This is a genomic window from Roseicyclus mahoneyensis, assembly GCF_003148775.1.
GTDB lineage: Bacteria > Pseudomonadota > Alphaproteobacteria > Rhodobacterales > Rhodobacteraceae > Roseicyclus > Roseicyclus mahoneyensis.
In genome coordinates this window covers 613,935-634,017 of the sequence record NZ_QGGW01000001.1, presented here as the reverse complement: position 1 = coordinate 634,017, position 20,083 = coordinate 613,935, and the positions used below count along the sequence as shown (strand labels likewise).

Here is a 20,083-nt window from a genome sequence, read left to right as displayed (position 1 = left end):
TTGGGGGGAGAGACCAGATGCCGCTCGACGACAGGATCGCCGCCGTCACCGACCGTATCGTGGAACGCTCGCGCGGCCCGCGCACGACCTACCTCGCGCGCATGCGCAAACTGGCCGAGGACGGGCCGCGCCGCGCGCATCTCACCTGTGGCAATCAGGCCCATGCCTATGCCGCGATGGAGGGCGACAAGGACGCGCTGATCGCCGCGCGCGCCCCCAATCTCGGGATCGTCACCGCCTATAACGACATGCTGAGCGCGCATCAGCCCTTCAAGGATTACCCTGATCGCATCAAGGCCGCCGCCCGCCGCGCCGGCGCCACGGCGCAGGTCGCGGGCGGCGTGCCCGCCATGTGCGACGGCGTCACCCAAGGCCAGGTGGGGATGGAACTGTCGCTGTTTTCCCGCGACGTGATCGCGCTCGCCACTGCCGTCTCGCTGTCGCACAACACGTTTGATGCCGCGATCTATCTGGGCGTCTGCGACAAGATCGTACCGGGGCTTGTCATCGCGGCGGCCACCTTCGGCTACCTGCCCGGCATCTTCGTGCCGGCCGGGCCGATGACATCGGGCCTGCCCAATGACGAGAAATCCCGCGTCCGCCAGCAATTCGCCCAAGGCCTCGTGGGCCGCGACGCGCTGATGGCGGCAGAAATGGCCTCCTATCACGGGCCGGGCACCTGCACCTTCTACGGCACCGCCAATTCCAACCAGATGCTGATGGAATTCATGGGGTTGCACCTGCCCGGTGCCAGCTTCGTGAACCCCGGCACGCCCTTGCGCGACGCGCTGACCGACGCCGCGACCGACCGCGCCGCCGCGATCACCGCCCTTGGAAACGCTTATACGCCTGTGTGCGACATCCTCGACGAAAAGGCCTTTGTGAACGGCATCGTGGGTCTCATGGCCACGGGCGGTTCCACCAACCTCGTGATCCACCTCGTCGCCATGGCGCGCGCGGCGGGCGTGATCGTCGATTGCGCCGATTTCGCCGACATCTCGGCGGCCACCCCGCTGATGGCGAGGGTCTATCCCAACGGTCTGGCCGACGTGAACCATTTCCACGCCGCGGGTGGGCTCGCCTATATGATCGGCGAATTGCTCGATGCGGGCCTGTTGCATCCTGACACCAAGACCGTGGTCGGGCAGGGGCTGTCGCTTTATGCACAAGAACCGACCCTCAAGGACGGCGCCATCACCTGGACGGACGGCCCGCGCGCCAGCCTCAACGACCGCATCTTGCGCCCCGCGCGCGACCCGTTCCAGCCGCAAGGCGGCCTGGTGGAGCTTGTGGGCAACCTCGGCCGCGGCGTGATGAAGGTCTCCGCCGTCGCCTCCGAGCGCCACATCATCGAAGCCCCGGCCGCGATCTTCGAGGATCAGGCCGCGGTCAAGGCCGCCTTCCAGAGCGGTGAGTTGAATCGTGACGTGATCGTCGTCGTCCGTTTTCATGGCCCCAAGGCCAATGGCATGCCCGAGCTTCACGCCCTGACCCCGGTCCTTGCCGTGCTGCAGGACCGGGGCCACAAGGTCGCGCTGGTCACCGACGGCCGCATGTCGGGCGCGTCGGGCAAAGTCCCCTCGGCCATCCATGTCGCGCCCGAGGCGCTCGACGGCGGGCTGATCGGCAAGCTCATCGACGGTGACATCATCCGCGTCGATGCCACCCACGGCGTGCTCGAGGTGCTGACCGAAGGCGTGGCCTCCCGCCCCCATGCCACCCCCGACCTTTCGGCCAACAGCCATGGCGTCGGCCGCGAGCTGTTCGAGATCTTTCGCCAGACCGCTGGCCCTGCGACCATCGGCGCGGGCGTCGTCGTCTAGCGCTGACCTGTCCCTTTCATCTTTCTGCAAATATGCAAATCCGACCTATCAAAAGGCCCCGCCGATGACCCCCAAGGCCCAATCCGCCGCCGCCCGTGAGATCGCGGGCCTTGCCCCGATCATCCCGGTGCTCGTGATCGACGATGCCGCCACCGCCCGCCCCTTGGCCGAGGCGCTGGTGGCAGGCGGCCTCCTCGCGCTCGAGGTGACGCTGCGCACGCCCTGCGCGCTCGACGCGATCCGCGCCATGGCCAATGTGCCCGGCGGCGTGGTGGGGGCTGGGACCTTGCTGACCCCCGAGGATGTGGCTGCGGCCAAGGCCGCGGGCGCGCGCTTCGGCGTCTCGCCCGGCGCCACGCCGCGCCTGATCGCGGCCTGCATCGCCGAGGGTCTGCCGCTCCTGCCGGGTGCCGCCACCGCCTCAGAGGTCATGGCGCTGTTCGAGCAAGGCTATGACATGCTCAAGTTCTTCCCGGCCGAGGCCGCGGGTGGCGCGCCTGCGCTCAAGGCCATTGGCGCGCCGATCCCGCAGGTCGCCTTTTGCCCCACGGGTGGCATCACGCCGCAGAATGCCGAAAGCTATCTGTCATTGCCCAATGTGATCTGCGCGGGCGGCTCCTGGGTCGCGCCCAAGGCCATGGTCGCGTCCGGCGACTGGGCCGGGATCGAGGCTTTGGCACGCGATGCCGCGCGGCTTGGTCGCTGACGGAAGGCCGAATGAAGGGAACCCGGGCTTCACCGCGCCTGTCCCGGCTCAGATGCGGGCGGCAAAATCCAGCAGCCGGTCGATAGCCACCTCGAACCGCGCGTCGGGAAGGGTCAGGGCGACCCGCAGATGCCCCGCCGCCGCCTGACCGAAGCTTTCGCCCGGCATGACCGCCACGCCCGTCTCCTCCAGCAGGCGCCCGGCAAAGTCGATGCCTGACAGGCCCGTCGCCCGGATATCCAGCATCACATACATCGCGCCCCCGGGCGGGATGGTGCGTACCCGGTTCTGCGCAGCCAAACGGTCCAGCACCATCTGCCGTCGCCGCAAGAAGGGCGCGGCGATCGCGGCCTCGGCGGCCGCGCCTTGGCGCAACGCGTAAAGCCCCGCCTCCTGGATGTAGCCAGGCACGCCATAGGTCGTGTGGGTGGCCAGCGTCACCAGCCGGGCCATCACCGCCTCGGGCCCCGCCACCCAACCCAGCCGGGAGCCGGTCATCGCGTGGCTTTTCGACAGCGATCCGACCGTCAAGGTGCGCGCGGCCATGCCGGGCAGGGACGCAAAGGGGATGTGCCGCCCGACCCAGACCTGGCTGTCATAGACCTCGTCGGAGATGACCCACAGGTCATGCGCCTCGGCGATGCGGGCTATGCCCTCCAGGCTGTCGCGGCTGTAGACGGCGCCTGTGGGATTGTTGGGGCTGTTGATGAGCAGGGACCGCGCGCCGGGCGCGGCCGCGGCCAGCGCCGCCAGATCCGGCTGGAACCCGTCCTCGCTGCGGGCAGGAACGGCAAGGGGCCGCGCGCCCACGGCGCGGATGGTGCCGGGATAGGTGGTGTAATGGGGGTCGATCATCAGGGCCACATCGCCCTCGTCGCAGGCGGCGTGATGGGCGGCGAAAAGACCCGCCTGCGCGCCCGGCACGATCAGCACGTTCGCCGGGCCGTAAGCGTGGCCGTGCTGCGCGCTCAACCGGTCGGCCACGGCCTGACGCAGGGGGGGTATCCCGTGCACCGAGGCATAGCCGGTATGGCCCGCCATGGCGGCGCGGTGCATCTCGTACAAGATATCCGGCGCTGTGCCCACGTCATGCTCGCCGATCGTCAGCTCAAGGATTTCGCGGCCTTCTGCCTTCAGCGCCCGGGCGCGGTAGAAGATGGCCCAGCCGTCGTCACCATCGCCGGTCAGCGTGGCAATGCGGGTCGAGGGCTTGGGCATGGTGCGGTCTCCGTCGCGGCGCGTTCGGGGCCGAGATGCACATGTCCCGCGCCCGGGGGCAAGGCGGGAATGGCCTCAATCGTCCTGCGCCACGCCGCGCCGGTCGGGGGCGGCCTGCGGCCAGTCGCGGCGCACCAGATTGTAGCTTTCGATCAGCCGCAGCCGCAGTTCCTCGGGCGCGGTTTCCCAGGGCAGCAGCACCCAGCCGCCACCGGTCAGATAGGGGGCCGAGGCCGGGCGGCTCTGCCGGATCACCGCCAGCGCCCGCGTCAGGTTCGAGGTGCGGACCGACAGGCCCGGCCCGATGTCAGTATAGGCCGCGAACATGTGGCCATTGATCTTCCACACAACGGTTTCCGGCCCGAACGGGGTCGCCCGTTCGGCTCGGGGCATCGCCCTGCAGTGCCGATCCACGAAGTCATGCCGCATGGTTGCATATACAACGGTATACCGGGACGTTGTCAAAGGGCCTCTGCGCCCGAATGCGCCGCGCTTGCATCTGCCGGTTTTCAACCCGCCCGCAACCTGTTAGGCCGCCTGCGCTGGTTTCCTGTCCGCTGAAAGGCCCGCCCCATGGTCGAGATCCGCCTGCGCAATTCCCGCACCAGATCGGTCGTGCCGCTGGAGCCGACGGTGGAGCCAGGTCGCGTCAAGATGTATGTCTGCGGCCCCACGGTCTACGACCGCGCGCATCTGGGCAATGCACGGCCCGTCATCGTCTTCGATGTGCTCTACCGCCTGCTGCGGCACGTCTACGGGGAGGGCAACGTCACCTATGCGCGCAACTTCACCGATGTGGACGACAGGATCAACGCGACAGCACTTGCCCGGAAAGACGCCGGTGCGCCCGGCACGCTCGAGGATCTGATCGCCGAGCGGAGCGCGGAGACCATCGCCTGGTATCACGCCGACATGGACGCGCTCGGCAACCTGCGCCCCGACCATGAGCCGCGCGCGACGGACTTCATCGGCCAGATGATCGCCATGATCGCCGACCTGATCGCCAAGGGTCACGCCTACGAGAAGGAGGGGCATGTCCTCTTCCGCGTGCGGTCCTACGCCGAATACGGCAAGCTCTCGGGCCGGTCGGTCGACGACATGATCGCAGGCGCCCGGGTCGAGGTTGCGCCCTTCAAGGAAGACCCGATGGATTTCGTGCTGTGGAAACCGTCGACCGACGATCTGCCGGGCTGGGACAGCCCTTGGGGCCGTGGGCGGCCGGGCTGGCACATCGAATGCTCGGCCATGGCGCATGAACTCTTGGGCCAAAGTTTCGACATCCACGGCGGCGGCAACGACCTGTTGTTCCCCCACCACGAGAACGAGATCGCGCAATCGGCCTGCGCCCACCCCGAGGGGGATTTCGCCCGCATCTGGATGCACAACGAGATGTTGCAGGTCGAGGGCAAGAAGATGTCCAAGAGCTTGGGCAATTTCTTCACCGTGCGCGATCTGCTGGATCAAGGCGTGCCGGGCGAGGTGATCCGGTTCGTGTTTCTCGGCACGCATTATTCCAAGCCCATGGATTGGACGGAGAAAAAGCGCAGCGACATGGAACGCGCTTTGGTGGGTTTTTTCCGTGTGACCCATGGCATCGAACCTGCCGACGTGCCTCCTAAGTCCTTCGTTGCACTTCTTGCCAACGATTTGAACACGCCAGCGGCAATAGCGAAACTACATGAACTGCAACGTGAAGGCGACTTCGCTGAGTTGAAAGCCGCAATGTCAGTCCTTGGATTGCCGAGTGCCGAAGAAGTGTCATGGTGGCAGGGTGCGCGCAGATTCAACTCAGTTCTGGATAGCCCTGAATTTGCACTTCGATTGAACGAATTGGCCAACCGTTGGCAGGACCTAAGAATTCAACGTGATTTCGCATCGGCCGACCATCTAAAGCAGAGAGCAGAAGCTGCCGGCATCAAGCTTTGGGTATCCGCTGGAGGGGCGAACGTTGAGGCTGGTCCCGATTTCGACCCCGCCAAGCTGGAGGGCCTTTTGTGACCTCCCGCGACCGCCTCCACCTCTACGACACCACCCTGCGCGACGGCCAACAAACCCAGGGCGTGCAATTCTCCACCCCCGAAAAGCTGCGCATCGCGGCAGCCCTCGACGCGCTTGGCCTCGACCATATCGAAGGCGGCTGGCCGGGGGCCAACCCGACCGACAGCGCCTTTTTCGACGCAGCGCCGAAAACCCGCGCCATCCTTACGGCCTTCGGGATGACTAAACGCGCGGGTCGCTCGGCAGAAAACGACGATGTTCTCGCCGCCGTCCTCAACGCCGGCACCCCCGCCGTCTGTCTGGTCGGCAAGACCCATGACTTCCACGTCACGCAAGCCCTTGGCATCACGCTCGAGGAAAACCTCGACAACATCCGCGCCTCCATCGCCCATTGCGTCGTGCAAGGGCGCGAGACGCTTTTCGACGCCGAACATTTCTTCGACGGCTTCAAGGCCAATCCCGATTACGCGCTCGCCTGCCTGCATGCCGCCCATGACGCGGGCGCGCGCTGGGTTGTCTTGTGCGACACCAACGGCGGCACCTTGCCGGTCGAGATCGGCGAGATTACGGCGGCTGTCATCGCCGCGGGCATCACCGGCGACCGCCTCGGCATCCATACCCATAACGACACCGAAACCGCCGTCGCGGGTAGCCTTGCCGCCATAATGGCGGGCGCGCGCCAGATTCAGGGCACGTTGAACGGTCTGGGCGAGCGCTGCGGCAACGCCAATCTCACGACGCTGATTCCCACGCTGCTGCTCAAGGAACCCTACGCCAGCCGGTTCGAGATCGGCGTGACACATGAGGCGCTGCGCGACCTGACCCGCGTTTCCCGCATGCTCGACGACATCCTGAACCGGGTGCCGACGCGGCAGGCGCCTTATGTCGGCGCCTCGGCCTTCGCGCACAAGGCTGGCCTCCATGCCTCGGCCATCGTCAAGAACCCCACGACCTATGAGCACATCGACCCGGCATTGGTGGGCAATGCCCGCATTATCCCGATGTCGAACCAGGCGGGCCAGTCGAACCTGCGCCAGCGCCTTTCCGACATGGGCCTCGACGTGCCCCGCGACCATCCCGCGCTGCCCGGCATCCTCGACGAGATAAAGGCCCGCGAGGATCAGGGTTATTCCTACGACACGGCGCAGGCGAGTTTCGAGTTGCTGGCACGTCGGGCGCTTGGCGAAATGCCCCGGTTCTTCGAGGTCAAGCGCTACAAGGTCACGGTGGAGCGCCGCAAGAACAAGTACGACCGCATGGTCAGCCTGTCGGAGGCCGTGGTGGTGGTGAAGATCGGCGAGGAAAAGACGCTTTCGGTCAGCGAGTCGATGGATGAACACGGGCATGACCGTGGCCCGGTCAACGCGCTCTCCAAGGCGCTGGCGAAAGACCTTGGTCCCTACCAGCGCTACATCGACGACATCCGGCTGGTCGATTTCAAGGTCCGCATCACCCAAGGCGGGACCGAGGCCGTGACCCGCGTGATCATCGACAGCGAGGATGCGACCGGGCGGCGCTGGTCGACGGTGGGGGTTTCCGCCAATATCGTGGACGCAAGCTTCGAGGCGTTGATCGACGCCATCCAATGGAAACTGATCCGCGACGAGGCGCCCGCGTCATGAGATGTCTTGCCCTGCTGCTTTTGGTGCCGCTGCCTGTCATGGCGCAGGATCTGACCGCCATCTGCCTGTCGAACGGCTCGCCCGACACCTATTTCGTCGGCCAGACCTTTTTTGCCGATGATCGCGTCGTCTGGGTTTCAACGCCCGATGGGAACGAGGCACCGGGCGTGATCCGGCGCTGGCGTGAGCCCGGCATCTTCGATCATTACGCAGCGATCCTCGGGGATACGGTGGCAGCCGTGCCTGACGATCTGATCGCGCGCTGCGACGAGGGTTGGCGCGATACCATCGTACTGCGCTACGCCGATGGCCGGGTTCTGCGCCGCGATGCGAGCTGCGGCGAAGACAATCCGGTCGCCCTGCTGGGACAGGAGACCATCCTTACCCGCCAGACCGTCGCCGGGATCTACTTCACCGAGGAACCGCTTCCGACCCTGACCGACGGGGCCGATGACATCTGCGGGAGGGACTGGTGAGCGACCGGCCCGATGACGCCTTTTTCACGCTCCATGCCGATCTGCCGCGCGAGGGGCCGGGGGAAACCGCCGATGTGGCCTGGGCCGCCGGGATAGCCGGCCTGCGGCCTGACGCGCGCATTCTCGATGCCGCCTCGGGGCCGGGGGGCGATCTGGGCGCGCTGCTCAGGGCCGCGCCCGACGGGCATGTGACCGCCATCGACCTGCACGCCCCCTTTGTCGACGGCGCGCGGGGCCGTTGGGGCAGCGACCCCCGCGTGACGCTGGCTGTGGGCGACATGACCGCGCCCGAGGGGCCGTTCGATTTCATCTGGTGCGCGGGCGCGGTCTATTTCCTCGGGATCGAGGCGGCGCTCAAGGTCTGGGCGCCACGCCTTGCCCCGGGCGGCGCCATCGCCTTTTCCGAGCCCTGCCTCTTCACCGATACCCCGTCTGACGGCGCCATCGCGTTTTGGGAGGGATATGCGCGCCTGACCGACGCGGCAGGGATCGCGGCGCAGATCGAACGGGCGGGCTTTGAGACACTGGCGACGCGCCCGATCAGCGATATCGGCTGGGAAAGCTATTACCGCCCGATGGAGGCGCGTATCGCCCGACTGCGCCCCGGCGCGGATGCGGCGCTGGCGCGCGTGCTTGACATGGCCGAGGCGGAAATCGCGGGCTGGCGCGCGCACCGGGCGGAAACCGGATACCTCTTGTCCGTGGTCAGGCCGACATGACCCTTCAGGCCTGCGCGGAGCTTGTGGCGCGGGGCGATCCGGATCGGTTCCGCGCGACCATGGCAGCCCCCTTGGCCGCCCGCGCCGTGCTGTTCCCGCTCTACGCTTTCAACATCGAGGTCAGCCGCGCGCCTTGGGTCACCGCCGAGCCGATGATCGCTGAAATGCGCCTGCAATTCTGGCGCGACGTGATCGAGGAACTGGCGGCGGGCAAGGCCCCCCGCGCCCATGAGGTCGTGGCCCCCTTGGCCAAGGCCGTGCCGCAAGACCTGATCGGCGCGCTTGATGCGCTGGTGACCGCACGGCGCTGGGACATCTACACCGACCCGTTCGAGGATCGCGGCGGTTTCGATGCCTACCTGATGGATACCGCCGCCACGCTGGTCACAATCCCCGCCCGCGCGCTGGGGGCACCTGCTGAGGCCGAGGGCGTCTTGCGCGATGCGGGTTGGGCCTTCGGTCTTGCGTCCTTCCTGCGCGCGATCCCGGCACTTGAGGCGGCTGGCCGCGTGCCGCTGATCGAGGGCACGCCGCAGGCCGTGCGCGATCTGGCTGCGGAAGGGCTGGCGCGTCTGGCGCGCGCGCGCGCAGGGCGGCGGCTTGTGCCGCGGTCCGCCGCGCCCGCGCTTTATGCAGGCTGGAAAGCCGAGGGCATCTTGCGCGCCGCGCGCGACATCCCCGAGCGGGTGATCGAAGGCAAGCTTGACGGCAGCGAATTCGCCGCCCGCCTTGGCCTGATGCGGGTCGCCATGACCGGGCGCTGGTAGGCGCGGGGTCAGGTGGCGTAGGCATCCTTGGGCCTGAGGGCGAGCCAGATCAGCGCCGCCCCCGCCAGCATCAGGAAGGGGATCATAGCAAGGTTGATCGCCGTCCAACCATCCTCGACGCTGTCGCCAAGGCTCATCATCAGGCCAGAGGCCAGCGAGGCGACGGTGACGCAGCCGAAGACGAGGAAATCGTTCAGGCCCTGCACCCGGCCGCGTTCCTCGGGCCGGTGCGCCTGCGTCAGCAGCGCTGTCGCGCCGATGAAGCCGAAATTCCAGCCGATGCCGAGCAGGACCAGAGACCAGAAGAACTGGAACAATTCCACCCCGGTCATCGCCACGCCACCCGCACAGGCAAGCAAGAACAGGCCAAGCGCCACGATCCGCATGGCCCCGAAGCGCGCGATCAGGTGGCCGGTGACAAAGGACGGGGCATACATCGCGATCACATGGGCCGAGACGATGTCGGCGGCATTGCCGGTCGAGAACCCGCAGCCCACGACCGCAAGCGGCGTCGAGGTCATCATCAGGTTCATCAGTGCATAAGAGACCATGCCGCAGATGATGGCGACCGCGATCTTGGGGTCGCGCAGCAGTTCCATCCTTGTGCGGCCCCTGGCATCGCCCGGCTGCGGCGGGGCGGGTTTGGGTACATCGAGAAAGGCAAAGAGCCCTGCGCCCGCAAGGTTGATGAGCACGACAAAGGCGTAGGAGCCGACAAAGGGTATCACCGTCGCATCGACTGTGAATTTCACCAGCTGCGGACCGACGAGCGCCGACAGAAGGCCACCGGCCATCACATAGGAAATTGCCTTGGGGCGGAAGGCGGCCGAGGCGGTATCGGCCGCGGCAAAGCGGTAGAAGCCCTGCGCCGACATGTAGATGCCGGTGAGGTAGGACCCCAGCAAGAAGAGCGCGAAACTGTCGATCCACAGGCCCGTGGCCGACACACCCGCCCCGAGCGCGCCGCCAAGTGCGCCGACAAAGAACCCGGCCTGCCGACCGAATCGCTGCATCAAGGCAGAGAGCCACGGGGCTGTCGTCATCGATCCAAAGACAATGAGCGAGATGGGAATGGTTGCGAGCGCAGGCGAGGGGGCGATCATCAGGCCCGCCAAACCGCCCACGGTGAAGATCAGCGGCATCTGCGCGCCGAGAACGGCCTGCGCTGCCACAAGCACGGCCACATTGCGCTTGGCGCGGCTGTCGTCATGGGCCGCGCCGGCGGCTTGAGGGGTCGTGTCCGTCATGCCCTTGCGTTAGCTGGAAACGGACAGGCCGTCCAGAGAGCCGGATGTTGCACCAGCGGTGGTCGGGATGTGCATATTTGTGGAAAGTTGAAGGGGAAGGGCGCGGCACGGGCATGATCCGGATCGAGACGGAGGCCGATCTTTTGGCGGGTGCTCAGGTGCTGATCGCGCGCGACGCCCGCTTTGGCCCGATCCTTGAGGTGGCAGGCCCCTTGCCGCTCCGGCGGCGGCCTGACGGGTTCGGCGCGCTCTTGGCCGCGATCGTGGGGCAGCAGGTCTCGACCGCGTCGGCGGCCGCGATCCTGAGGCGGCTGGAGGCGGCGGGGCTGGACGAGGAAGACGCGGTCGCGGTGGCCCCGGAGGAGGACTTGCGCGCCTGTGGGCTGTCGCGGCCCAAGGTCCGCTATGTCCGGGCGCTGGCCGAGGCGCGGCTCGACTATGCGGGCCTGCGCGATGCCCCCACCGAAAGGGTGATCGAGACCTTGACCGCCGTGCCCGGCATCGGGCGCTGGACCGCCGAGATCTATGCCAAATTCGCGCTTGGCCATGCCGATGTCTTTGCGGCCGGCGATCTGGCCTTGCAGGTGGCAGCCGGGCGGGCTTTCGGCCTGCCGGACCGCCCGACGGAAAAGGCCCTGCGCGCGATGGCCGAAGCCTGGTCGCCCGTCCGCGCGGTTGCCGCACGCGCGCTTTGGGCCTACTACCGGATCGACACCAAACGGGAGGGCGTGCTGTGACACGGGGTCTGGAATTCGGTCGGGTGGAGGCCGCCTCGGGGCAGGCCGACAGCATGGTGATCTTCCTGCACGGCTATGGCGCCGATGGGCAGGACCTGCTGGGATTGTCCGAGCCGCTGGCGCCGCATCTGCCCAACACGGTGTTTCTGGCCCCTAACGCGCCCGAGCGCTGCGGGATGAACCCGATGGGCTACCAGTGGTTTCCGATCCCCTGGATCGACGGCTCCTCGGAGGAGGCGGCGGCCGATGGCATGGCGCGCGCCGAGGCCGATCTGAGCGCCTTTCTCGACCGGGTGATGGTCGAGGAGGACATGATCGCCGAACAGGTGGCGCTGGTGGGCTTTTCGCAGGGCACGATGATGAGCCTGCAGGTGGCGCCCCGCCGGGATGAGGCTTTTGCCGGCGTGGTGGGCTTTTCGGGCCGTCTGATCGCACCCGAGGCCTTGGCCGACGAGGTGCGCGTGCGCCCGCCCGTTCTGCTGATCCATGGCGACCGTGACGATGTCGTGCCCCTGTCGTCGATGCCCGAGGCGGCCGAGGCGCTGCAAGCGGCGGGCTGGACCGAGGTCTATGCCCATGTGATGAAGGGCACGGCCCATGGGATCGCGCCCGATGGCCTGTCCGTGGCGCTGGCCTTTTTGCGCCAGCGTTTCGGGCTGGACTGATCCGCAAACCGGTCGTTTCCTGTGCATCCGACCTGTGGATAACGTCACGAAACTGTCAGGGAACTGTCCTATGCCAAAGCGTGAGGGCCACAGCATCTTGTAAGGCTTGCCGGATCGGAAAGCCTAGATATAGTGGAGACGTTGCTGGAGCGGGGTGCTCCCGCTCTGGTGCCGGGTAGGACGGGCAGACAGAGCGGGAACGGAGTCAGGCATGCAGGCAGCGACCGAGATCGAGTTCAGGACCCAGTTCGTACGCGAACCGGGCGCGCTGAAAAGCCATCCCGCGCTGGTGTTGAACGCAGATTACCGCCCGCTCAGCTATTACCCGTTGTCGCTCTGGCCCTGGCAGGAAGCGGTAAAGGCAGCCTGGCTCGACCGGGTGCAGATCGTGGCGGAATATGACGCCATCGTGCGATCGCCCTCGACCGAGATCCGCATCCCCTCGGTCGTGGTCCTGAAAGATTACGTCAAACCTCAAAAGCGCGTGGCCTTCACCCGGTTCAACCTCTTCTTGCGTGACGAGTTTTCCTGCCAGTATTGCGGCGCCAAGGGCGATCTGACCTTTGACCATGTGGTGCCGCGCGCGCGCGGTGGCGTGACCAGTTGGGAAAACGTCGTCGCGGCCTGCTCGCGCTGCAACCTGCACAAAGGATCGAAAAGCCTGCGCCAGTCGGGTCTGGCGCTGCGCAAGCCGCCGCGTCGGCCGGGGGCGGAAGAGTTGCGCAACATGGGCCGCAAGTTTCCGCCCGGACATCTGCACGACAGCTGGCTCGATTTCCTCTACTGGGACAGCGAACTGGAGGCGTAAGCGCCTTGGGTCGGGGGCGTGTGCGGCGGATGCGTAGGGCCGTGCATATTTTTGGAAAGATGAAGCCTGCAAGGTTGCGTGACAGCGCTGGGTCAGGCCACTAGCTTGGTCCGCAGACCGCGTGCCACAGGAGTGACCCCGATGTCCGATCCGTTTTTCTTGCCGCCTTCGGGCACAGATCTGCCGCGTTATGCCGGTGTGCCAAGCTTCATGCGGCTGCCCTATCTTCAGCCCGATCACCCGCGCCGGGCCGAGGTCGATATCGGCATCTTCGGCCTGCCTTGGGATGGAGCGACCTCGAACCGGCCGGGTGCGCGGCACGGTCCGCGGGGGCTGCGCGATGCCTCCACCATGATCCGCGAGCGCAACCGCGCGACCGGGCAGGAACCCTTCAAGGCTGCGCGCATCGCCGATCTGGGCGATGTGGCGATGAGCCCGGTCGATCAGCACGACGCCCTGACCGCGGCGCAAGCCTTTGTCGCGGGCATGCTGGGGCAGGGTATCAGGCCCTTCATGGTCGGCGGCGATCACCTGTGCACCTTGACGGTACTGCGCGAATTGCGCGCGGCCCGCGGCGAGGCTTTCGGGCTGGTGCTGCTCGACAGCCATACCGATCTTTATCCGCCCTATTTCGGCGGCAAGACGCTGACCCATGGCAACCCGTTCCGGCAGGCGATCGAGGAGGGATGCCTCGACCCGACGGCTTGCGTGATGATCGGAATGCGCGGGACCTCCTACAACAACGACGATTTCCAGTATGGCTGGGATCGCGGCGTGCGGATCGTGACGATCGAGGAATGTTTCGCCCTTGGCTGGTCCGCCGTCATGCAGATCGCGCGCGAGGTGGTCGGAACGCGTGCCGCCTATGTCAGTTTTGACATCGATTTCATCGACCCCGCCTATGCGCCGGGGACGGGAACGCCCGAAGTGGGCGGGCCGACTTCCTTCGAGGCGATCGGGTGCGTGCGCGCGCTGCGCGGGCTCGACATCATCGGCGCGGATCTGGTCGAGGTCGCGCCGCCCTTCGACACCGCGGGGATCACGACATGGCTGGGAGCGTCCATCATGTTCGAACTGCTTTGCGCGATGCAGAGGTAACGCGCCTGCGGCATCTCGCCTGTTGGTGCCCCTTGGCCCGCCTTGTGGTTGTGGGCCTTTGGTCTTTTGCTAGACTCGCGCAAATCGAGGGTGTATCTGCCGAACCGAAAGCCTGTTAGCGCTAACGGGTTCAGGGGCGGCAGGGGAAGGGCGATCATGGTCTCGCGTGTCATTCCGGTCGATCCGTTCGACCTCGTCATCTTCGGGGCCACGGGCGATCTTGCCCGGCGCAAGATCCTGCCGGGTCTCTACCGCCGGTTTTGCGACGGGCAGATGCCGCCTGAGGCCCGCATCATCGGGGCCGCCCGCACCGAACAGGACAGTGCCGCGTGGCGCGCGCAGGTCGTCGAGGCGATCGAGACCTTTCTTCCTGCCTCAAAGCGCGATCCAAGCGGTGTCAAGGCATTTTGCGAAAGGCTGAGCTACGTGGCCGTCGATGCCACGGGGGATGCCGGTTGGGCAGATCTCAAGGGCGAGATCCGCGACGATGTGGTTCAGGCGTTCTATTTCTCGGTCGCGCCCAGCCTGTTCGGGGCCTTGGCGGAGCGATTGCATCACTTCAATATCGCCCGTCAGGATGCCAGAATCGTAGTGGAAAAGCCCTTCGGGCGCGACCTTGCCACCGCGCGCGAGCTCAATGCCACACTGGCCACCCATTTCAACGAGACGCAGATCTATCGGATCGACCATTACCTCGGCAAGGAAACCGTCCAGAACCTGATGGCGGTGCGCTTTGGCAATACCCTGTTCGAGCCGCTGTGGAATTCGCAATATGTCGACCATGTCCAGATCACGGTGGCCGAAGAGGTCGGCGTGGGCGGGCGCGGGGCTTATTACGACAAGTCGGGTGCGATGCGGGACATGGTGCAAAACCACCTGATGCAGCTCTTGTGCCTGACCGCGATGGAGCCGCCCGCGCGGTTCGAGCCCAATGCAGTGCGCGACGAGAAGCTCAAGGTGATCCGCGCACTGGATCCGGTGCCGCCCGAACACATCGTGCGCGGGCAATACAAGGCGGGCGCTCAGCCGTCCTACCTTCAGGACGTGGAGAACACCGCCAGCCGATCGGAAAGCTTCATCGCCATGAAGCTGCACATCGCCAACTGGCGCTGGAACGGTACGCCCTTCTACCTGCGCACCGGCAAGCGGCTGAAGGCGCGGAAATCGGAAATCGTGATCCATTTTAAGGAAACGCCCCATTCCATCTTCGACGCGGACGCGGGCAACCGCGCCAATGTGCTGTCGATCCGGTTGCAGCCCGATGAAGGGATCGACCTTCGGGTGACGATCAAGGAACCCGGGCCGGGGGGCATGCGTCTGATCGATGTGCCGCTGGACATGAGTTTCGCCGATGCGTTGGGGCCCGAGGTGGCCGATGTGCCCGATGCCTACGAGCGGCTGATCATGGACGTGATCCGGGGCAACCAGACGCTGTTCATGCGCGGCGACGAGGTGGAGGCGGCCTGGGGCTGGACCGATCCGATCATCGCAGGCTGGGAAGGGCGCGGCGACCGGCCCGTGCCCTATGAGCCGGGCAATACCGGCCCGGAAGAGGCGGCGATCTTGATGCACCGCGACAACCGACGCTGGCGGGAGATCTGAGATGGACTTCGTGGAATATCCCGACCGTGACCTGCTCATTTTGGGACTGGCCGACAGGCTTACCGCCGATCTGGCCGAGGCCCTGCGGCTCAATGATCGTGTGAGTTTTTCCGTGCCGGGCGGCACAACACCGGGTCCGGTCTTTGATGTGATGTCGGAACAGGCGCTGGATTGGGACCGCGTCGCCGTGGTCCTGAACGACGAGCGCTGGGTGCCCGAGGACAATCCGCGGTCCAACACGGGCCTGATCCGAAAACGCCTATTGGTATCAAAGGCTTCAGCCGCGACCTTGATCCCGCTTTACGCAGCCGCCGAGCAACCGGAGGATCGGCTGGAGGATCTGGCCGGGGGTCTTGCCCCGCATCTGCCGCTGTCGGTGCTGCTGCTGGGCATGGGGGCGGACATGCACACGGCAAGCCTGTTTCCCGGTGCCGACAACCTTGCGGCGGCGCTGGCCGATGACGCGCCGCCTTTGATGGCGATGCGCGCAGAAGGCGCAGGCGAGCCACGGATCACGCTGACAGCCCCCGTGCTGAAGGCAGCGATGACCATCCACATCCTGATCACGGGCGCCGACAAACGTGCGGCGCTGGAGCGCGCGGCAAGCCTGCCTCTGGCCGAGGCGCCGGTGCGCTGCGTGCTGGGTCAAGCGATGGTGCACTGGGCGGAGTGAGGGCTATGGCCGATATCTGGCACGATCTGAAGGCGCATGCGGCGGTCCGGGAGGGGCGGTCGATGCTCTCGCTGTTCGATGACGCGGGGCGTGCTGCGCGCTTTTCGCGGCGCGCAGGCGACATGTTGTTCGACTTTTCCAAGACGCAGCTCGACGAGGCGGGTCTGGCGCTGTTGCTGGAGCTTGCGCGGCGGGCGGAGGTCGAGGCGCGGCGCGACGCCATGTTCGCGGGCGCCAAGATCAATGAAACCGAGGGGCGCGCAGTCTTGCACACCGCATTGCGGGCCGAGGCGGGGCCGATCCTTGTCGATGGGCAAGATGTGATGCCCGGTGTTCTGGCGACCCGCGCGCGGATGGCGGAGTTTGCGCGGCAGGTGCGGGCGGGCGAGATCGCCGGCGCGGGCGGGGCCTATACGGATGTGGTCAATATCGGCATTGGCGGCTCGGACCTTGGGCCTGCGATGGCGACACTGGCTTTGGCTCCTTGGCAGGACGGGCCGAGGGTGCATTATGTCTCGAACGTGGATGGGGCCCACATTCACGACACTCTGCAAGGGATTGATCCGACGACAACTCTGGTCATCGTCGCTTCCAAGACCTTTAGCACCATCGAGACCATGACCAATGCCGACACGGCGCGGGGCTGGATGGCGCAGACCGTTGCGGACCCCGCGGCGCAATTCGCGGCCCTGTCGAGCGCGGTGGACCTGACCACGGCCTATGGCATCGACCCGGCGCGCGTCTTTGGCTTCGAGGATTGGGTCGGCGGGCGCTATTCGCTTTGGGGGCCGATCGGTCTGGGCGTGATGCTGGCGGTTGGGCCTGCGCGGTTCGGCGAATTTCTCGACGGTGCGCGCGCGATGGATGAGCATTTCCGCACGGCACCGCTGTCCGACAACCTGCCGGTCTTGCTGGCACTGGTGGGGATCTGGCACGCGCAGGTGCAGGGCCATGCCACCCGCGCCGTCTTGCCCTATGACCAGCGCCTGTCGCGGCTGCCTGCCTATCTCCAGCAGCTGGAGATGGAGAGCAATGGCAAGCGCGTGGCGATGGATGGCGGCGATCTGTCTGTTCCCTCGGGGCCGGTCGTCTGGGGCGAGCCGGGCACCAATGGACAGCATGCCTTTTACCAGCTGATTCATCAGGGCACGCGCGTGGTGCCCTGCGAGTTCATAGTGGCGGCAAAGGGTCATGAGCCCGATCTGGCCCATCATCACCGCCTGCTGGTGGCCAATTGCCTTGCGCAATCGGAGGCCTTGATGCGCGGCCGCAGTCTGGAAGAGGCGCGCGCATTGATGGCCGCCAAGGGGCTGGAGGGGGCGGAGCTGGACCGTCAGGCGCGCCACCGCGTCTTTCCGGGCAACCGGCCTTCGACCACGCTGATCTATCCGCAGCTGACTCCCTATGTCTTGGGGCAGATCATTGCGCTTTACGAGCATCGCGTCTTTGTCGAGGGGGTTATCCTCGGCATCAACAGTTTTGACCAATGGGGGGTCGAGTTGGGCAAGGAGCTGGCGAAATCGCTGGAACCGGTCCTGTCGGGCGCTTCGGATGGTGCGGGCAAGGATGGCTCCACGCTGGCGCTGGTCGCCTTCGCTCAGGCGCGTTGAGGGGAAGACCTCGGGCCTTGCGCGCTTGGTGCAAGCGCGCCTCCGTTTTTTGGGGAGATTAAGCTGGTGGCCGGTGTTCGGGTGACTTGACCTTCCCGTCGGTTCGGGATGTGTAGGGCCGGGAACGGGGACAGGTCACACAGCGATGACGCGCACAGCACTGAGGGAAACGCTGGTCACGTTGGCGATCGGCGCGGTTGGCGCGGCGCTGTTTTGGCTGATCGGGTTTCCGGCGGCGGTACTGACGGGGCCAGCGGCGGCGGTGTCGGCGGCGACCCTGATGGGGGTGCCCACGCTCCTGCCTGCCCGGCTGCGGGATGGTGTGTTCCTTGTCATCGGGGTCACCATCGGCAGCACGGTGACACCCGAGGTCATCGCCACAGCCTTGTCATGGCCGATTTCGCTGGCGGTGCTTGTGCTGACGCTGGTGGCGGTGGTGGTCGTGGCGCAGGCGGCACTGATCCGTGGGTTCGGCTATGACAAGATGACGGCGCTGCTCTGCGCGACTCCGGGGCATCTGAGCTATGTCCTGACGCTCTCGACGGACCTCAACGCCGATGTGCCACGGGTGGCGCTGGTGCAAACAGTGCGGGTGCTGCTGCTGACGCTGGCGGTGCCGGTGCTGATCGCGCTCTGGGGCGTGGAGGGGACAGCCTACCTGACCGATTACGGCGCGATCTCGCCCTTGGCCTTGGCCGCGACCTTTCCTGTGGCACTGGCGGTCGGCTGGGTCTTTTTGCGGCTGAATGTGCCTGCGGCGCTGGTGCTGGGGGGCATGGCGGTTTCGGCCATCGGGCATGGCACGGGCCTGACGCCCGGGGCGATCCCGGTCTGGTTGCAGGTCGGGGCCTTCATGTGCATGGGCACGCTGATCGGCACGCGGTTTCGCGGGTTCGACCCGAGGGGGGTTTGGGCCGCGCTCGGGGCTGGCGTGGTGACGACGATCATCGCATGCGCGGTGGCCGCGATCGGTGCCGTGGTCGCCTCCCATCTGACCGGCTTGCCCGCCGCGGCGCTCCTGTTGGCCTTTGCGCCGGGAGGGGTGGAGGTGATGGCCGCCATCGCGGTCGAAACCGGGCTGGAACCGGCGCTTGTTGCGGCCCATCATGTGTTCCGGTTGCTGGCGCTGACCGTGATGGTCCCCTTGATGATCGCCCGGGTCCGCGCCTGAGACGGAAAAGGGCCGCATCCTTGGGAATGCGGCCCGAAGTCGGGTCAGGGAGGGAAAAACGGGCGGGGCAGGGAGGAAGGGGCCCGCCGTTTCGATACCATCTACAATGATACCCCGATGCGGCGGAAATCAGGCGCTCGAGAAACGATTTCAGGGTATTTCAGCGATGATCCGGTGATGGTTTGCCAGATGCATCGCAGCGTTTGGGTGGCGCGCTGGTGCTGCCTTGCACCACGCACTGGCCGGCCATGATGGAGGGTGGAGCGGGTAGCGGGAATCGAACCCGCGCCAAGAGCTTGGGAAGCTCGTGTGATACCATTTCACCATACCCGCCACGCCTTTAATTCTAACGGTCCTGTGCTTGGGCTTCAAGCCCAAACAAGGGTCAAGCGGCTTCTCTCGGGTCGCGGCTCGGGTTCATGGCTCGGGGCGGAACCAGCGTCGCAATTGATCGCCCAGGATCGTCGGGTGATCCTTGTACCATTGCAAGGCAAGGCTGAATTCGGGACCGTAGGGACGGCGGTGAAGGGTCCAGCCGGGATGTGCCCCGAGGCCCAGCCTGCGGGCCAGCGCAGGCAGCGTCAGACGCCAGATATGCCCGTTGCCGTCCATGTAGGGATGGATCGCAAAGAACCGTGCCGTCGCGCCCGCCATTGCGGTGAAAGAGGCCGCGCGCCACGGATCGGTCAGGCCGGGGCGGTCGCGCCACAGGCTGTGCAGATCCGCGGCAAGGGCAGCCATCGCGGCGGGCACCGCCTCGGGTGGCAGGCACAGGTCGCGGTGGCGCAGGCCGGGCAGGCGCCTGGCCAGAAACACGGCACGCGGCGCGGCCACGATGCTGCTGCCGGGCGTGCCGCGCCAGGTGCCGGGGGCGTCGGGCCAGTCCGGAGGGGCGAGACCCGCAAAGAGGTCCGCATGCAGGGCGCGGCTGTCGGCCAGAAGGGCGATCCGGTCGTCATCGGGCATCGCCCAGAGCCGTTCCTGCGCCTCGGCGCAGCGCCCCGCGAGAGCCTTGCCCGCATCGGGCGCGGACTGGAAATTGCACAATCTTGCCATGGCGTGCCCGGCCCCTGCCTGCGGGGCGTAGTTGCGCATCATGTGGTTGAACAAGTCAACTTTTCGCCGCTTTACGAGGACAATTTT

General features: G+C 66.4%; 19 protein-coding genes and 1 tRNA gene. 15 read left to right on the top strand and 5 right to left on the bottom strand.

All coding sequences use genetic code 11. The features are described 5' to 3' along the window. The first annotated feature begins 17 nt into the window (after nt 1-17). Complete coding sequence (edd, locus tag C7455_RS03145; protein WP_109665329.1) at nt 18-1,823, top strand: phosphogluconate dehydratase; 1,806 nt, start codon at nt 18-20, stop codon at nt 1,821-1,823. 64 nt (nt 1,824-1,887) lie between these two features. Beyond that, nucleotides 1,888-2,529, top strand: a complete 642-nt coding sequence (eda, locus tag C7455_RS03140) for a bifunctional 4-hydroxy-2-oxoglutarate aldolase/2-dehydro-3-deoxy-phosphogluconate aldolase (protein WP_109665327.1) — start codon at nt 1,888-1,890, stop codon at nt 2,527-2,529. Nucleotides 2,530-2,577: 48 nt separating this feature from the next. Here eda and C7455_RS03135 read toward each other — a convergent pair whose 3' ends face one another. Beyond that, a complete protein-coding gene (locus C7455_RS03135; protein ID WP_109665326.1) occupies nt 2,578-3,747 on the bottom strand; it encodes a pyridoxal phosphate-dependent aminotransferase in 1,170 nt (389 codons plus the stop codon). Between the two features lie 75 nt (nt 3,748-3,822). Then, on the bottom strand, nt 3,823-4,176 hold the full coding sequence (locus C7455_RS03130) for an MmcQ/YjbR family DNA-binding protein (protein ID WP_109665324.1): 354 nt from the start codon (nt 4,174-4,176) through the stop codon (nt 3,823-3,825). A gap of 144 nt (nt 4,177-4,320) precedes the next feature. On the opposite strand from C7455_RS03130, the gene cysS reads away from it, so the two are divergent. From cysS to C7455_RS03105, 5 genes are read left to right on the top strand one after another with little or no spacing between them, the layout of a single operon-like run. Further along, nucleotides 4,321-5,745 (top strand): cysteine--tRNA ligase, encoded by a 1,425-nt coding sequence (gene cysS / locus C7455_RS03125; protein WP_109665323.1) that lies wholly within the window; start codon nt 4,321-4,323, stop codon nt 5,743-5,745. Further along, nucleotides 5,742-7,367, top strand: coding sequence for a citramalate synthase (gene cimA / locus C7455_RS03120; protein WP_109665321.1), 1,626 nt, complete (start codon nt 5,742-5,744; stop codon nt 7,365-7,367). The genes cysS and cimA overlap by 4 nt, the downstream gene beginning before the upstream one ends. Beyond that, nucleotides 7,364-7,843 (top strand): hypothetical protein, encoded by a 480-nt coding sequence (locus C7455_RS03115; protein WP_109665319.1) that lies wholly within the window; start codon nt 7,364-7,366, stop codon nt 7,841-7,843. Before cimA ends, C7455_RS03115 begins: the two co-directional genes overlap by 4 nt. Further along, a complete protein-coding gene (locus C7455_RS03110) occupies nt 7,840-8,562 on the top strand; it encodes a class I SAM-dependent methyltransferase (RefSeq protein ID WP_109665317.1) in 723 nt (240 codons plus the stop codon). Before C7455_RS03115 ends, C7455_RS03110 begins: the two co-directional genes overlap by 4 nt. After that, nucleotides 8,559-9,329: a squalene/phytoene synthase family protein gene (locus C7455_RS03105; protein ID WP_109665316.1), complete on the top strand. Its 771-nt coding sequence runs from the start codon at nt 8,559-8,561 to the stop codon at nt 9,327-9,329. Before C7455_RS03110 ends, C7455_RS03105 begins: the two co-directional genes overlap by 4 nt. Nucleotides 9,330-9,337: 8 nt before the next feature. Here the strand turns inward: C7455_RS03105 and C7455_RS03100 are convergent, their stop codons facing one another. After that, nucleotides 9,338-10,576 (bottom strand): MFS transporter, encoded by a 1,239-nt coding sequence (locus C7455_RS03100; protein ID WP_109665315.1) that lies wholly within the window; start codon nt 10,574-10,576, stop codon nt 9,338-9,340. 113 nt (nt 10,577-10,689) lie between these two features. On the opposite strand from C7455_RS03100, the gene C7455_RS03095 reads away from it, so the two are divergent. From C7455_RS03095 to C7455_RS03060, 8 genes are all read left to right on the top strand, one after another. Continuing rightward, nucleotides 10,690-11,313, top strand: coding sequence for a DNA-3-methyladenine glycosylase family protein (locus C7455_RS03095; protein WP_109665313.1), 624 nt, complete (start codon nt 10,690-10,692; stop codon nt 11,311-11,313). Beyond that, entirely contained in the window at nt 11,310-11,978 is a 669-nt protein-coding gene (locus tag C7455_RS03090; protein ID WP_109665311.1) for an alpha/beta hydrolase, read from the top strand. The genes C7455_RS03095 and C7455_RS03090 overlap by 4 nt, the downstream gene beginning before the upstream one ends. A 211-nt stretch (nt 11,979-12,189) precedes the next feature. Further along, complete coding sequence (locus C7455_RS03085) at nt 12,190-12,786, top strand: HNH endonuclease (protein ID WP_109665310.1); 597 nt, start codon at nt 12,190-12,192, stop codon at nt 12,784-12,786. A 141-nt stretch (nt 12,787-12,927) separates the two neighbouring features. Beyond that, nucleotides 12,928-13,884, top strand: a complete 957-nt coding sequence (locus tag C7455_RS03080) for an agmatinase (protein ID WP_109665308.1) — start codon at nt 12,928-12,930, stop codon at nt 13,882-13,884. 156 nt (nt 13,885-14,040) lie between these two features. Then, nucleotides 14,041-15,486, top strand: coding sequence for a glucose-6-phosphate dehydrogenase (gene zwf / locus C7455_RS03075; protein WP_109665307.1), 1,446 nt, complete (start codon nt 14,041-14,043; stop codon nt 15,484-15,486). A gap of 1 nt (nt 15,487) precedes the next feature. After that, the gene (pgl, locus tag C7455_RS03070; RefSeq protein ID WP_109665306.1) at nt 15,488-16,159 is read left to right on the top strand and encodes a 6-phosphogluconolactonase; all 672 of its coding nucleotides are present in this window, start codon (nt 15,488-15,490) and stop codon (nt 16,157-16,159) included. Nucleotides 16,160-16,164: 5 nt separating this feature from the next. After that, entirely contained in the window at nt 16,165-17,769 is a 1,605-nt protein-coding gene (gene pgi / locus C7455_RS03065) for a glucose-6-phosphate isomerase (RefSeq protein WP_109665304.1), read from the top strand. Nucleotides 17,770-17,914: 145 nt separating this feature from the next. Then, nucleotides 17,915-18,940: an AbrB family transcriptional regulator gene (locus C7455_RS03060; RefSeq protein ID WP_109665303.1), complete on the top strand. Its 1,026-nt coding sequence runs from the start codon at nt 17,915-17,917 to the stop codon at nt 18,938-18,940. Between the two features lie 259 nt (nt 18,941-19,199). Here the strand turns inward: C7455_RS03060 and C7455_RS03055 are convergent. Together C7455_RS03055 and C7455_RS03050 are read right to left on the bottom strand one after the other, a co-directional pair. Continuing rightward, a tRNA-Gly gene (locus C7455_RS03055) sits at nt 19,200-19,273 on the bottom strand. Nucleotides 19,274-19,357: 84 nt separating this feature from the next. Further along, nucleotides 19,358-20,038 carry a Fic family protein gene (locus tag C7455_RS03050; protein ID WP_170118980.1) on the bottom strand — a complete coding sequence of 227 codons (681 nt, stop codon included), beginning with the start codon at nt 20,036-20,038 and terminating at the stop codon, nt 19,358-19,360. Nucleotides 20,039-20,083: the final 45 nt, after the last annotated feature.

Coding starts and splice junctions, on each gene's coding strand:
- eda (WP_109665327.1), top strand. CDS start 1,888: ATGACCCCCAAGGCCCAATCCGCCGCCGCCCGTGAGATCGCGGGCCTT.
- pgl (WP_109665306.1), top strand. CDS start 15,488: ATGGACTTCGTGGAATATCCCGACCGTGACCTGCTCATTTTGGGACTG.
- C7455_RS03080 (WP_109665308.1), top strand. CDS start 12,928: ATGTCCGATCCGTTTTTCTTGCCGCCTTCGGGCACAGATCTGCCGCGT.
- C7455_RS03115 (WP_109665319.1), top strand. CDS start 7,364: ATGAGATGTCTTGCCCTGCTGCTTTTGGTGCCGCTGCCTGTCATGGCG.
- C7455_RS03105 (WP_109665316.1), top strand. CDS start 8,559: ATGACCCTTCAGGCCTGCGCGGAGCTTGTGGCGCGGGGCGATCCGGAT.
- C7455_RS03100 (WP_109665315.1), bottom strand. CDS start 10,576: ATGACGGACACGACCCCTCAAGCCGCCGGCGCGGCCCATGACGACAGC.
- C7455_RS03085 (WP_109665310.1), top strand. CDS start 12,190: ATGCAGGCAGCGACCGAGATCGAGTTCAGGACCCAGTTCGTACGCGAA.
- C7455_RS03095 (WP_109665313.1), top strand. CDS start 10,690: ATGATCCGGATCGAGACGGAGGCCGATCTTTTGGCGGGTGCTCAGGTG.
- C7455_RS03050 (WP_170118980.1), bottom strand. CDS start 20,038: ATGATGCGCAACTACGCCCCGCAGGCAGGGGCCGGGCACGCCATGGCA.
- C7455_RS03130 (WP_109665324.1), bottom strand. CDS start 4,176: ATGCGGCATGACTTCGTGGATCGGCACTGCAGGGCGATGCCCCGAGCC.
- C7455_RS03060 (WP_109665303.1), top strand. CDS start 17,915: ATGACGCGCACAGCACTGAGGGAAACGCTGGTCACGTTGGCGATCGGC.
- pgi (WP_109665304.1), top strand. CDS start 16,165: ATGGCCGATATCTGGCACGATCTGAAGGCGCATGCGGCGGTCCGGGAG.
- edd (WP_109665329.1), top strand. CDS start 18: ATGCCGCTCGACGACAGGATCGCCGCCGTCACCGACCGTATCGTGGAA.
- cysS (WP_109665323.1), top strand. CDS start 4,321: ATGGTCGAGATCCGCCTGCGCAATTCCCGCACCAGATCGGTCGTGCCG.
- C7455_RS03135 (WP_109665326.1), bottom strand. CDS start 3,747: ATGCCCAAGCCCTCGACCCGCATTGCCACGCTGACCGGCGATGGTGAC.
- zwf (WP_109665307.1), top strand. CDS start 14,041: ATGGTCTCGCGTGTCATTCCGGTCGATCCGTTCGACCTCGTCATCTTC.